This is a genomic window from Pararobbsia silviterrae, assembly GCF_003628125.1.
GTDB classification, from domain to species: Bacteria; Pseudomonadota; Gammaproteobacteria; order Burkholderiales; family Burkholderiaceae; genus Pararobbsia; species Pararobbsia silviterrae.
This window is the reverse complement of the sequence record NZ_RBZU01000016.1, coordinates 15,276-28,025: the sequence shown is the minus strand read 5'-3', so window position 1 is coordinate 28,025 and position 12,750 is coordinate 15,276. Positions and strand designations below refer to the sequence as shown.

Annotated in this window: 11 protein-coding genes; 3 read left to right on the top strand and 8 right to left on the bottom strand. The window is 63.9% G+C overall.

The window, feature by feature from the left end; all coding sequences use genetic code 11:
* Nucleotides 1-7: 7 nt before the first annotated feature.
* Nucleotides 8-328 carry an iron donor protein CyaY gene (cyaY, locus tag D7S86_RS25545; RefSeq protein WP_121090754.1) on the bottom strand — a complete coding sequence of 107 codons (321 nt, stop codon included), beginning with the start codon at nucleotides 326-328 and terminating at the stop codon, nucleotides 8-10.
* Between the two features lie 36 nt (nucleotides 329-364).
* Here cyaY and lptM point away from each other — a divergent pair, with 36 nt between their 5' ends.
* Both lptM and lysA read left to right on the top strand, forming a co-directional pair.
* Entirely contained in the window at nucleotides 365-610 is a 246-nt protein-coding gene (gene lptM, locus D7S86_RS25540; RefSeq protein WP_121090753.1) for an LPS translocon maturation chaperone LptM, read from the top strand.
* 9 nt (nucleotides 611-619) lie between these two features.
* The gene (gene lysA / locus D7S86_RS25535; RefSeq protein ID WP_166444163.1) at nucleotides 620-1,879 is read left to right on the top strand and encodes a diaminopimelate decarboxylase; all 1,260 of its coding nucleotides are present in this window, start codon (nucleotides 620-622) and stop codon (nucleotides 1,877-1,879) included.
* Between the two features lie 101 nt (nucleotides 1,880-1,980).
* Here lysA and msrQ read toward each other — a convergent pair whose 3' ends face one another.
* The 5 genes from msrQ to D7S86_RS25510 form a co-directional block, all read right to left on the bottom strand.
* The gene (gene msrQ, locus D7S86_RS25530) at nucleotides 1,981-2,604 is read right to left on the bottom strand and encodes a protein-methionine-sulfoxide reductase heme-binding subunit MsrQ (protein WP_121090751.1); all 624 of its coding nucleotides are present in this window, start codon (nucleotides 2,602-2,604) and stop codon (nucleotides 1,981-1,983) included.
* A complete protein-coding gene (gene msrP, locus D7S86_RS25525) occupies nucleotides 2,604-3,581 on the bottom strand; it encodes a protein-methionine-sulfoxide reductase catalytic subunit MsrP (protein WP_121090750.1) in 978 nt (325 codons plus the stop codon). Before msrP ends, msrQ begins: the two co-directional genes overlap by 1 nt.
* 350 nt (nucleotides 3,582-3,931) lie before the next feature.
* Nucleotides 3,932-5,140 carry a c-type cytochrome biogenesis protein CcsB gene (gene ccsB, locus D7S86_RS25520; protein WP_121090749.1) on the bottom strand — a complete coding sequence of 403 codons (1,209 nt, stop codon included), beginning with the start codon at nucleotides 5,138-5,140 and terminating at the stop codon, nucleotides 3,932-3,934.
* Nucleotides 5,141-5,145: 5 nt separating this feature from the next.
* On the bottom strand, nucleotides 5,146-7,308 hold the full coding sequence (locus D7S86_RS25515; RefSeq protein WP_121090748.1) for a cytochrome c biogenesis protein ResB: 2,163 nt from the start codon (nucleotides 7,306-7,308) through the stop codon (nucleotides 5,146-5,148).
* A gap of 410 nt (nucleotides 7,309-7,718) precedes the next feature.
* Nucleotides 7,719-8,387: a c-type cytochrome gene (locus D7S86_RS25510; RefSeq protein WP_121090747.1), complete on the bottom strand. Its 669-nt coding sequence runs from the start codon at nucleotides 8,385-8,387 to the stop codon at nucleotides 7,719-7,721.
* Between the two features lie 169 nt (nucleotides 8,388-8,556).
* Between D7S86_RS25510 and yihA the strand changes: the two genes are divergently transcribed.
* A complete protein-coding gene (gene yihA / locus D7S86_RS25505) occupies nucleotides 8,557-9,237 on the top strand; it encodes a ribosome biogenesis GTP-binding protein YihA/YsxC (RefSeq protein ID WP_121090746.1) in 681 nt (226 codons plus the stop codon).
* 846 nt (nucleotides 9,238-10,083) lie between these two features.
* On the opposite strand, the gene dsbD is transcribed toward yihA, so the two are convergent.
* Together dsbD and cutA are read right to left on the bottom strand one after the other, a co-directional pair.
* On the bottom strand, nucleotides 10,084-12,222 hold the full coding sequence (gene dsbD / locus D7S86_RS25500) for a protein-disulfide reductase DsbD (RefSeq protein ID WP_121090745.1): 2,139 nt from the start codon (nucleotides 12,220-12,222) through the stop codon (nucleotides 10,084-10,086).
* Nucleotides 12,215-12,547, bottom strand: a complete 333-nt coding sequence (gene cutA / locus D7S86_RS25495; protein ID WP_121090864.1) for a divalent-cation tolerance protein CutA — start codon at nucleotides 12,545-12,547, stop codon at nucleotides 12,215-12,217. Before cutA ends, dsbD begins: the two co-directional genes overlap by 8 nt.
* Between the last annotated feature and the right edge of the window lie 203 nt (nucleotides 12,548-12,750).

Genomic DNA, 12,750 nt, shown 5'->3' with positions numbered 1-12,750 from the left:
AGTTCGCTCAGCGCGCGGCAAGCTCGACGGATTCGCCGGCCTGACCGCTCGCGAGCGACGACAGGCTCGCGAACAACTCGCTGCCGTCGCGCGTATCGAGCCACTGCCCGTCTCGATGCCGGTAGTGAAAACCGCCGGCTTTCGCGGCGATCCAGATTTCATGCATCGCGGCCTGAAGATTCACGATGATCTTCGTGCCGGTTTCGAATTCGAGCGTGAGCACATTGCCGCTGCGTTCGCACTCGATGTCGGCGCCGCTGTCGTCGACAGCCTGCTCGATCGCATCGAGCGTGGCCTCCGCGAGCGCCAGGTATTCACTATCCGTCATGCTAAACTCCGCCGATTATTTGATCCGGGTTCCGACATGCGCGTCGTCTTTCGGTTGAGCGCGATTGTAGTCGCTTTCGCCGCCATGGCCGCCGCATTGGCCGCATGCGGCCAACGCGGCTCGCTCTATCTTCCGCAAGTGCCGCCGCTGCCGCCCGCGCGCGTCGCCGCCGATTCGACTTCGGGCGCGAATGCCGCATCCGCCGCGAGCGACACGCACACGACGCAAGAGCCCCCGCTGATCAAACTCGCTCCCGACTCCGACACACTCAAGTCGAACTGACCCCTGACGATGGCCCGCCCCTTCGAATATATCGACGGCGCGCTGCACGTGGAAAACGTGCCGCTCGCCTCACTCGCCGAACGTTTCGGCACCCCGCTTTACGTCTATTCGCGCGGCGCGCTCGAAACTGCCTATCGCGCCTATGCGAAAGCCTGCGAAGGACGACGCGCATCGATTCACGTCGCCGTGAAGGCCAATAGCAATCTCGCGGTCCTCAATGTGTTCGCGCGCGCGGGCGCGGGCTTCGACATCGTCTCGGGCGGCGAACTCGCACGTGCGCTCAAGGCCGGCGCGAGCGCCGATCGGATCGTGTTCTCGGGCGTCGGCAAGACGGCGGGTGAAATGCGCGTCGCGCTCGAGGCCGGCGTCAAATGCTTCAACGTCGAATCGATCCCCGAACTCGACCGGCTCAATGCCGTCGCGGCCGAACTCGGCAAACGCGCACCGGTGTCGCTGCGCGTGAATCCCGATGTCGATCCGAAGACGCATCCGTATATCTCGACGGGCCTCAAGTCGAACAAATTCGGGGTCGCGTTCGAAGAGGCGCGCGAGACCTATCGCGCGGCGGCACGCATGAGCCATCTCGCGATCGTCGGCATCGATTGCCATATCGGTTCGCAGATCACCGAAATCAGCCCGTATCTCGACGCGCTCGACAAAGTGTTGGGACTCGTCGAACAGATCGAAGCCGACGGCGTGACGATTCATCACGTCGATGTCGGCGGCGGGCTCGGCATTCGCTATGACGATGAGACGCCGCCTGAAATCGGCGAACTCGTCAAAGCGGTGCTCGATCGCATCGCGGAACGCGGACACGGACATCGCGAAGTGTTGTTCGAACCGGGTCGCTCGCTCGTCGGCAACGCCGGTGTGTTGCTTACGCGCGTCGAATATCTGAAGCCCGGCTCCGTGAAGCACTTCGCGATCGTCGATGCGGCGATGAACGATCTTGCGCGTCCCGCGATGTACGAGGCCTATCACGCAATCGATGCCGTCAAGCCGCGCGACGGCGCCGCGACGACTTACGACGTCGTGGGTCCGGTCTGCGAAAGCGGGGACTGGCTCGGACGCGATCGCGCGCTCGCGCTCGAACCCGGCGACCTGCTCGCGATCCGCTCGGCGGGTGCATACGGCTTCACGATGAGTTCGAACTACAACACGCGTGCGCGGGCGGCCGAGGTCATCGTCGACGGCAAGACGGTCCACGTCGCGCGCGAGCGCGAGACGCTCGAACAACTGCTCGCGAACGAGCGGATCCTGCCGGCCTGAACACCTCATCACCGATCGTCGCGCGTGCCGCAGCGCATCGCGCGACGATCGGCGCCTTCGAACGCTTCGCCGCGCCGTCTCTGCGTCCCACCGAGCCCCGCTCAGCCCGTGCTCATGCTCCGCCCGATCCGCGCTCGCACGACCCACACGAGACGAATACCGAGCAGCAACGCGACAATCGTCGCGTAAATTTCGGGCAGTTCGAGGTCGTGTTTGCCGGCCTTCATCCACCAGAAATGCAGGATGGCGAGTACCGCGATCGCATAGATCGCACGGTGCAGCGTCTGCCATCGCCGCCCGAGCTTGCGCACGGCGGCCCGAAACGACGTCGCCGCGAGCGGAATCAGCAGCACGAACGCCGCGAATCCGACCGTGATGAACGGGCGCTTGAAAACGTCCTTGTAGATCGCGTGCACGTCGAACCACTGGTCGAACCAAAAGTACGTCGTGAAATGCAGCGTGCCGTAGAAGAACGCGAACAGCCCGAGCATGCGCCGCACGCGCGCGAATGCGTTCCACCCCGTCAGCCGGCGCAACGGTGTGATCGCAAGCGTGATGCACAGAAAGACGAGCGTCCAGAGCCCCGTCGAGCGTGTGATGAACTCGATCGGATTCGCACCGAGCCGTCCCGTGAGACCGAAGAGCACGAGCCGGCCCAGCGGATACAGCGACGCGGCGAACACGACACCTTTCGCGACGGCGATTTGCCGTGGAGCGGCGCTCATCAATAGAACTTCTTGAGATCCATGCCCTGATAGAGCGATGCGACCTGATCGCCGTAACCGTTGAACATCAGCGTCGGCCGCTTCGGCGAGAAAAAGCCGTCCTCGCCGATCCGGCGTTCGGTGGCCTGGCTCCAGCGCGGGTGATCGACGTTCGGGTTCACGTTCGAGTAGAAACCGTACTCATCGGATGCGTACGTGTTCCAGCTCGTCGCCGGCGCCTTTTCGACGAAGCGGATCTTCACGATCGATTTCGCGCTTTTGAAGCCGTATTTCCACGGCACGACAATGCGGACCGGCGCGCCGTCCTGCTTCGGCAACACCTGGCCGTACAGGCCGACCGTCAGCAAGGTCAGCGGATGCATCGCCTCGTCGATGCGCAGGCCCTCGCGATACGGCCAGTCGAGAATCTTCGATGCGAGGCCCGGCATCTGGCGCGGATCGGCGAGCGTGACGAACTCGACGTACTTGGCATTGGCCGTCGGCTGCGCGCGCTTGATGATCTCGGCCAAGGAATAGCCGACCCAGGGGATCACCATCGACCAGCCTTCGACGCAGCGCATCCGGTAGGTCCGCTCCTCGAGCGGCGCGAGCTTGAGCAGATCGTCGATCGAATAGATCTTCGGCTGGTGGACTTCGCCCTCGACGGAAACCGTCCACGGACGGGTCTGCAGCGTGTGCGCGTTCTGCACCGGGTCGCCCTTGTCCGTGCCGAACTCGTAGAAATTGTTGTAGCTCGTGATGTCCTTGAACGCGGTCGGCTTGTCGGCGACCTGGAACGCGGGGTTCGGCGTCGCGGCGAGCTTCGCGCCTTCGGCCGCATCGTTCGCCGCGAACGCGCGCGGGCCGAAAACGAGGCCCGCCGCCCCGGCTCCGGCTGCGCGCAGCACATGCCGCCGGCGCTCGAACACGCGACGGGGGGTCACTTCGCTCGCCGCGATATCGCTGCCGTCGAGTCGCCGGGATGACTTGATCAACATGATCGGATGTCCTGATGTCTGTGCCCGCACGCGGGCCCGCGGTGTTCCGCGCGGCGTCCGCATGCGGACGTCGGCGCTTCGAGTCCGACCTTACACCGGCCGCCCTCGGCGCGTACATGAAGAAAATCTAATCGGCAAAACAAAGGGCCGTCACGATCGACGTGACGGCCCTTGGTCTTCAAGTCCGGTGTTCAAGCCCGAAATTCAAGCTCGGCATTTAAGCGCAGCATTGAAGCCCTGTTTGACGTCGAGGTCGGGCGCCGAGGTATGACACCGAAACGCGCTCGACGGGCACCGCGGCGACGCACCCGGCTTCATCCGGCGCCTGCCCAAACGTCCATGCCATCGGGTCAGAGCTTGCCGTAGCTGTGCAAGCCCGACAGGAACATGTTGACGCCGAGAAACGCGAACGTCGTCACGAGCAGGCCCGTCAGCGCCCACCACGCGGCGACCGAACCGCGCAGCCCCTTCATCAGACGCATATGAAGCCACGCCGCGTAGTTGAGCCACACGATGAGCGCCCAGGTCTCCTTCGGGTCCCAGCTCCAGTAGCCGCCCCAAGCCTGCGCGGCCCACGCCGCGCCGAGGATCGTCGCGATCGTGAAGAACGCGAAACCGACCGCGATCGACTTGTACATGACGTCGTCGAGCACATCGAAACCCGGCAAGCGATCGGCGAGCACGCCGCGTTCCTTGAGCAGGTACGCGACGGAGACCATCGCGCTCAACGCGAAGCTGCCGTACCCGATGAAGTTCGCGGGCACGTGGATCTTCATCCACCAGCTCTGCAGCGCCGGCACGAGCGGCTGGATCTGCTGCGCATCGCGCGCGACCGAATACCACATCAGGAAACCGACCGCCGCGCTGATCACGAGCAACACGAACGCGCCGAGGGCGCGCGTCTGGTAGTGCTGCTCGTAGTAGAGATAAAACAGCGACGTGATCAGGCAGAACAGCACGAACACTTCATAGAGGTTCGAGATGGGAATATGGCCGACGTCCGCGCCGATCAAATAGGACTCGTACCAGCGAACCATGAGACCGACGAAGCCCATGAGCACGGCGGCCCACGTGAGCCGCGAACCGATGCTGCCGCCCGATGGCGATCGCGTGAGCATGCCGATCCAGTAGAACACGGTCGCAATGACGAGCAGCGCGCTCATCCAGAGGATCGCCGACTGGCTCGACAGCAGGTATTTGAGGAAGAACGACGTCTCGGCCCGGCCGAGATCGCCCTGATACAAGCTGATCGCGCCGATCGACAACGCGGCGATCAGCACCATGAGCAGGCGCACGGGCTTCCAGCGCCAGCCGAGCACGGCGAACGTCGGCACGGAACAGACGAGCACGAGCTCGTCGTAGTAGTTCATGTGCGCGTTATAGCGATGAAGCGCGAAGCCGGCGCCGGCCGCGAGCAGCAATGCGAACGCCCAGTCGAGCAGCGTCAGGCTCGCGAAGAATGACTTTCGGACCGGCCGCGGGCGCAGCACGGACCCGCTCGGCGTGGCGTCCGGCGCGGGACGGCCGGCTTGCGCTGAAGATGAGTGCGTAACTTCCATAGGGTTCACTTGGTGGAGGGCGGTTCGTCGTGAGACGCGCGAGCCGCGCCGAGTTCGGTACCGACGACCTCGCGAAGGTCGGCAAATTCTTTCTCGAAATCGAGCGTACGACGTGCCGTGGACATCGCCATCAGCACGCCGGTTCCGGCGTCGGTCTCCTTGACCCAGAACCAGACCCGGCGTTCGCGCACGAAAAACATCGCAAAGACGCCAACTACCAGGAACAGGCTGCCAAGATACACGATTTTCGTACCCGGAGCGCGCGAGACCTGGAATACCGAAGCCTGGATCTGCTGGAAGCTGTCCAGTTGCAGAAAGACCGGCGCACCGTAGAAGAAGCTGTCGGACAGCGCGTTGATCGACGAACGGATAAAGCGGCTGCTGTCGTCGCCCGAGGCCGGCGCGGGTTCGCCCGCGTTCTGGCGCGCGATGCGCCAGAGGTCGTAGAACGAGCCTTCGAGCATGCGCAGCAGCAGATCGGCCGCCTTCGATTGCTCGGCGCGCGGCACCGAGTGGTCGATGAAGGCCGCGACGGCCGAGAAACCGCCTTCCGCGCCTGCGATCGGCTTCCCGTCGGCGCCGTTGACGGGCGCCGCGCCCGCGAAGAGATTGAGCACGCGGCTCGCGCTTTCTTCGAGATGCTCGCGCAACGACGGATTCGACGGATCCGCCGCGCGCGCCGCGAACGACTGCGCCGCGGCCGCGCGCAGCGCGGGATCCGCCAGCGCGGCGCGCAGCAGCATCCACTCCTTGACCGTGCCGCCCTCGTCGGCCGGAATCCGCAGATAGCGGAACGGGTCGGCTTCGCTCCCCCGCACGCCCGCGAGGATCACGCGCTCGCCGTCGATCGTGAGCGGCACCATGTAGTTGTTGAACTCGCGCGCCTGGCCATTTCGATCGCGAATCTTGTACTGGATCGACGGGCCGACGTTGTGCAGATCGATCGACTTCGACGACTTGGCGCCCGAACCGAGCCGCGCATCGAGCTCCTGTTCGAGCGACTCGTGCGCGACGCCGCGCACATCGGTCTTGCCCGACGCGTTATTGATGTTCTCGACGTTGATCGCGCGGAAATCCGTGAACTCGATCGTGTCGCCGTCCGGACCCGGCAACGGCGTGTTGGAACCGATGATCCCGTCGAGCGCGAGCGGGCTCGATGCGCCGCCGGCCATCGGCCACGCGCTCACGTGAAGTTTCGAGCCCCCGTCCTCGAAGCTCGATTGGTAGATCGAGACGCCGTCGTACGTGAACGGCTTATTGACCTCGACGCGGGCCGGGATCTGCTCGCCCGTCGCGTGGTCGATCACGACGATGTCGCTCGCGAACAGCTTCGGCATGCCCGTCGAGTAGTAGTCGACGATGAATTTATTGAGCTGGATCGAGAACGGCAGATCCTGAATCATCGAGCCGTCGGGCTGGTTCAGGATCGCCGTCGACACGTTCTGGCCCTCGGGCACCCATGCATTGCCGCGGAACGTGACATTCGACGGCGATAGGCGATGTTCGGGGCCGATGTCGTTGATCACGCTGTTTCCGCGAATCGGCGACTTCCCGCCGACCCACATCTCGAAGCGAATCGGCAGATTGCTGTCGAGCAGCCCGCCGATACAGATCACGACGATCGCGAGGTGAGCGGAGATATAGCCGATCTTCGTGAAGGCGCCGCGTTTGGCCGCGATCAGCGTCGCGCCGTCGGCGTCCTTGATCTTGAAACGGTAACCTTGCTCGGACGCGAGTGCCACAAGGTGAGTGGCCACTTCGACACGCGGCGCCGCCGTCGTGAATTCCGCCTTGTGATGGAATGCGCGCAAGCTGCCTTCGCGGACCTTGTCTTTCCAGCTGCGCATGTCGGCGATCATCTTCGGGCCGTTGCGGATCACGCACAGCGAGATCGACACGACGAGGAAGATCATGATCAGCATGAACCACCAGGCGCTATAGACCGTGTACAGGCCCAGCGCGCGGAAGATATCGGCCCAGAACGGTCCGAACTGATTCACGTAATTCGGATAGGGATCGTCCTGAGTCAGCACGGTGCCGACGATGCTCGCAATCGCGAGCACGACGAGCAAGCTGATCGCGAAACGCATCGAACTCAGCAACTCGACGGCGCTGCGGCCGATACGGTGACGGGTCCGGATCTCGAAACCCGAGGTGGTGACGCTCATTACTGCTCCAACACTCAAAGAAAAAGGGTGGCCGCGCCGCTGTCTCGATCGGCGCGCGTCACCCTTTGTTCTTTCTGTTCATCGGCTGCCCCGATCGTTCCTGGGGCGCTATACAACGGGGCCGGCGGTGCCAACGCGGCTCGTGCGGCCCGGCGGCGCATCCGTGCACACGCAAGGCCCGCCGGTCGCATTCGCCTGTCGCGGCAGGATCGACGCACTGCGGCCAGCCGGACATACGACTCGCCGGCCGCGCGCCCCAAGACCCAACCCACGGGGGCACGGTCGGACGGCGACCGCAGGTGCCGGCATGCCACGTCGGTGCTGCATCGGGGCGTTCGACTCAAGGCCCGCAGTCTACGCCTTGTTTTTGACAACGTCCTGATTCATCACAAAGATTTCATCCGCGACGATCAGTGCAATCCGGCCGCGTAGTCGGCGACCGCCTTGATCTCCTGATCGGTCAGGCGCAGCGCGATCGTCGTCATCGGCGCGCTGTTGGCGCGCGTGCCTTGCTGGAACGCCGTCAGTTGAGCCACCGTGTAGTCCTGCCACTGGCCCGAGAGCCGCGGGTATTGGACCGGCAGACCCGCGCCCGTCGCGCCATGGCAGCTTGCGCAGGCCGGCACGCCCTTCTCCGCGATCCCGCCGCGCCAGATCTTCTCGCCGAGCCCGACGTCGGCCGGGTTCTTGGCGGCGCCGGGCTTCGCGGTCTGGCTCGCGAAATAGGCCGCGACGTTGTGGGCGTCCTGATCGTTGAGCGCGCCGGCCATGCCGGCCATGATCGGGTTCTTGCGCTCGGCGCCCTTGGCGCCGGACTGCGGAACGAAGTCCTTGAGCTGCTTGTAGAGGTAGGCGTCGTGCTGCCCAGCGAGCTTGGGATACATGCCGGACGTGCTATTGCCGTCCGCCGCGTGACACGCGACGCAGACCGTCGTCGCGATTTGCTGCCCCCGGTTGATATCCACTTTCGCGGCGGCCGCCGGCTCTGCCGCGATCGCCGAACCCGCCCAGATGCTTGTCCCCACCACACCTGCCACCACGACCTGCGTTACCAACACAGTCTTGCACAGTCGGTTCATCGCACACCTTGTTCTTTTGAGGAATTGAGGTTTTGCAACATCGCCTGCGACCGGGCACGCGGCTCCCCGGCGTTGAGTAAACATCTGCATTGTACAATAGCGCCCGAGTCCTCCCGGCGCGCCAGCGCGCCATTCTGGGTGGGTGAAAACCCGCCCCCGACAGCCCCTCATGCGCTCTTTTCTGCTCCATCGCTCCCGTTTTCTGACGACGGTCAACCACCTGAAAGACCTGCCGGCGACCGTGCGTCCCGAGGTAGCGTTCGCCGGACGGTCGAACGCCGGTAAGTCGACGGCGATCAATATCCTCTGCAATCAAAAGCGGCTCGCCTTCGCGAGCAAGACGCCCGGTCGCACGCAACACATCAATTATTTCTCGGTCGGTCCGCAGGACGAACCCGTCGGCTATCTCGTCGATTTGCCCGGCTACGGCTATGCGCAGGTCTCGGGCGACGTGAAGTTTCACTGGCAGCATCTGCTCAGCGACTATCTGCATGCACGGCACCAGTTGCGCGGCCTCGTGCTGCTCATGGACGCGCGGCGGCCATGCACCGAGCTCGATATGGAATTGCTCGACTGGTTCGCGCCGACACGCAAGCCGATTCACGTGCTGCTCACGAAATCGGACAAGCTGACCCGCCAGGAAAGCACGCTCGCGTTGCGCTCGACGCAGAAGGTGCTCGACGACTACGAGCAGCCCGTCGAGGGCGCGCCGCGCTTGCTTACGGTGCAGTTGTTTTCGTCACTCAAGCGCGTCGGGCTCGAACAGGCGCACGACGTCATCGAACACTGGATCGCGCCCGTCGACCGCACGCAGACCGAGACCTCGCCCGAGGCGCCGGCGGGCCAATAGCACGCGATTCGCACGACAGGCCGAGCATGTCGTGCGGTCCGCGGGGCATGTGTCGATACGCATCTCGGCATTTTTATGTAGCGCATCCATATTCAAAATCGACTACATCGATCGCGATGCGGACATAAAAAAACCCGCCGTGAATCCACGGCGGGCTAACAGCCTAATCGTAAAACGACAGGCACCCGCTCAGGGAGGAGAAGCGGGGAGTCTCAAGCCAAGACCTGACACTCGGTCGGTATGATATACCAACGAATCGCAAAAGTTCTGTGTGGCATACCCCAGACTTTACTGAGAATAATTACATCAAGCACCCGGATACGCTCCGATAGGGCGACCCGGTGCCCACGGGTCGACACGCCGCCAGCCTTATCGAAACGCTGAAGACATCGCGGCACCGATCGACGCGAGGCCGGTCAACGCCGTTATCTTACGTTTTATTACCGTTCGACCGGATTCGTGCGGATGGCGCCCGTGAGCGGCTCGGCCGCTCCGTCCGATCGGCAGATGCAACGCACCGCGGCACCGGCGTCCGTCGAAGCGGATCCACGATGCGGGAAAATGTCGGTCTATCGCGGATTCACCATCCGGAGATTGCCATGCGCGCCATCGCTTCATATGCGCGGGTGACAACGCTATCGATTCTCGCAGACAACATTCAATCAGCACCGCGATGTTGCATTTAACGCGGCGCGCTTGATTGTCGAGACGACGTTTGAATATTCGATATTTAGACGCGCATTTAAGACGCACACTGATCGTGTGATATCACAATTGAAACTCCATCGAACTCATATTCCCGAAAGCGAGATTCGGCGCGGATATACACAATTCGACGCTCGAAAATTAACCGTCGGATCGATCGATACGCTCAAGCCGATCGCGATTCGAATTACCGGAAAGACGATCACGGGAATCGCGGTCCGTCGGCGTCGTGGATCCGAACGCGGCATCGAGGCTGCGAAGAAAGACGTCAGGCGATTGAAATCCGACCACGCGTAACGATTTGATTTCGCGCCCTTCGCTATCGAAGAAGATAATGCCGGGCGGACCAAACAAGGCAAAACGCTTGAGCAGGGCTTGATCGTCCGAATTGTTCGCCGTGACATCGGCCCGCAGGAGTTGGAGCTGCACGAGACGCGCGTGAACGCGCGGATCGCTGAACGTGAATTTCTCCATCTCGCGACAGCTCACGCACCAATCCGCATAGAAATCGAGCATCGATTGCCGGCGTGCCGTCCCGACCGCTTGGTCAAGCGCGCCCGTCGACGCGACGGGCGCGAACGTCAACGTAGAGACAGTCGCCGATGCGGACGGACCATCGCCGGCTCGTCCACCACCTTGCGCGCCCGTGTAGACAGCGAGCGGTGCAAGCGGATCGCGCGAACCGCCGGCGACACCCGTGAGCTGAATGACCGCGGCGACTGTCAGCAAGACGCCGATCCCCTTTCCAACCCGCGTGGCGATCGGGCGCGCCCCCGACGCGGCGCCCTCGAACGTGCCGAGCAGCGCAGCCGCGATCAGTGCCCAGACGGCCATTGCGATCATCGTGAGCCACGTGGGCAAGACGGGGAAGACGATATAGAGCGCGACACCCAGCAACAGCATGCCGAAGCCCCGCTTGACCGAATCCATCCAGCCGCCCGCGCGGGGGAGCAGAGCGCCGGCGCCGGCGCCGACGACCAGTAGCGGCGCGCCGATGCCGAGCGCCATCGCGAACAGCGCCGCGCCGCCGAACGCGGCATTGCCGGTCTGCGCGATATAGGCGAGGACGGCGAACAGCGGTGCGGTCATGCACGCGCCGACGACGAGCGCCGACAGCGCCCCCATCGCAAAGACGCCCGCGATCTGCCCGCCGCTCGCGCGTCGCGCGGCACCGTCGACGCGACTTTGCCATGCGGCCGGCATCTGGAGCTCATAAAGCCCGAACATCGACAGCGCAAACGCGACGAGCAGCAGGCCGAATGCGCCGAGCACCCACGGGTTCTGCAGCCAGACGGTCAACGACGCGCCGGCCAAACCGGCGATGACGCCGAGGATCGCGTAGACGCATGCCGATCCGATCACATAGATGAGCGACAGCAGCAGACCGCGCGAACGCGTGACTTCGGCGCCTTGGCCGACGACGATCGACGCGAGTATCGGGACCATCGGCCACGTGCACGGGAGCAGGCTCAAGCCGATGCCGATCAGGAAGAACGCACCGAGCGCCAGCGGCCCGCTGCGACCGGTCAGGAGTCGCTCGGCCGGTTCTTGCGTCTGTAGTACATCTTGCCAACGCGAGGCATCAGAGGCCTCGGGCGTCTGGCTGGAAGGCGTGATGTGCGCGCCGGCCGGCGACGTCTCGGTTGACGAGTCCGACGTGGCCGCACCATGGGAATCGGCCGTCGAAGCCGAGCTCGACGAATGCTGGGCGGCGTCGGTCGAATCGACAGGATGGCCGCCCGGCAACCCGCTCTGAACGGCCGGGGAATTCAGGGGGGGCGCGCCCGTACCACCCGCGAGCGTCGATGCCGCCTGCGCGGTCGAAACGGCCTTGAGCGCGTCGCCGCTCACATGGATCGTCCGATGCATCGGCGGGTAGCAGATGCCCTGGTCCGCGCATCCCTGATAGGTCACGTCGAGATCGAACGGCGCGCCCGCGTGCGCGACCGGCACGTCGATCGTGACCTCGTCGCGATAGGTATCGACGTTCTTCTCGAGCGTCGGATCGAAGTGGGTCTTGGCGGGTGGAAACGCAGGCGGACCGAGCTTGACGTCGGTTCCGTGAGGATCGAAAGCGAAGCGTTCGAGATAGAGGTAGTAGCCTTTCGCGATCGCGAAATGAACCTCGACGGCGCCTTGTTGCTCGGCGCTCTTGAACTTGAACGCGACGTCCGGATCGAGAAAATCGTCCGCGTGTGCCGCACCCGCCCAACCGAACCACGCAATACCGGCGCCGAGAATCAGGACAGCGACAACGCGCGAGAGAATCTGCTTAAACATGAAGAGGGACGACCGTCTCTAAGTGAACCCATTGTGCGTACGACGCGGCGGCCTCCACCGTCCAACTCACGATCTCGGGCACGTCGTACGGGTGGCGCTGGCCGATCAACGCCATGAGGGCCACGGCACGCGCCGGGCTCGTTTTGAAGGTCAACGTGTACTCCTCGGCGGACTCGACCTTGTCTTGCCATCGATAGCTCGACCGAACCGGCAATGCACGCTGCACGCATGCGGCCAGTCGCGCTTCAAGCGCCTCGCGCACGAGAACGTCGGCGGTTTCCGCATCGGGCACGGTCGTCAGAACCATCGTCACACTCTGCAGCATGTCGGCCTCCCTGCGCGGTTTGGCGTGCACACAGCGATCGATCGTACCACCGCGCTTCGTCTCGCGTTCGCGAGTCCGGCGCCTCGAATGCCGGGCACAACCGGTCCTCATCTCGCAAGCGGTACGCCTTCTGCGCGAGCGGACGCCGAATGCCGATCCAGAACGGCCATCCCCATGAAAAAAGCCAGGCATACGCCTGGCTT

Bases quoted from the DNA above. Each gene is read 5' to 3' on its own strand.
- D7S86_RS25510 (WP_121090747.1), bottom strand. From the start codon at position 8,387: ATGAACCGACTGTGCAAGACTGTGTTGGTAACGCAGGTCGTGGTGGCA.
- cutA (WP_121090864.1), bottom strand. From the start codon at position 12,547: ATGCTGCAGAGTGTGACGATGGTTCTGACGACCGTGCCCGATGCGGAA.
- lysA (WP_166444163.1), top strand. From the start codon at position 620: ATGGCCCGCCCCTTCGAATATATCGACGGCGCGCTGCACGTGGAAAAC.
- ccsB (WP_121090749.1), bottom strand. From the start codon at position 5,140: ATGGAAGTTACGCACTCATCTTCAGCGCAAGCCGGCCGTCCCGCGCCG.
- cyaY (WP_121090754.1), bottom strand. From the start codon at position 328: ATGACGGATAGTGAATACCTGGCGCTCGCGGAGGCCACGCTCGATGCG.
- dsbD (WP_121090745.1), bottom strand. From the start codon at position 12,222: ATGTTTAAGCAGATTCTCTCGCGCGTTGTCGCTGTCCTGATTCTCGGC.
- yihA (WP_121090746.1), top strand. From the start codon at position 8,557: ATGCGCTCTTTTCTGCTCCATCGCTCCCGTTTTCTGACGACGGTCAAC.
- msrQ (WP_121090751.1), bottom strand. From the start codon at position 2,604: ATGAGCGCCGCTCCACGGCAAATCGCCGTCGCGAAAGGTGTCGTGTTC.
- D7S86_RS25515 (WP_121090748.1), bottom strand. From the start codon at position 7,308: ATGAGCGTCACCACCTCGGGTTTCGAGATCCGGACCCGTCACCGTATC.
- lptM (WP_121090753.1), top strand. From the start codon at position 365: ATGCGCGTCGTCTTTCGGTTGAGCGCGATTGTAGTCGCTTTCGCCGCC.
- msrP (WP_121090750.1), bottom strand. From the start codon at position 3,581: ATGTTGATCAAGTCATCCCGGCGACTCGACGGCAGCGATATCGCGGCG.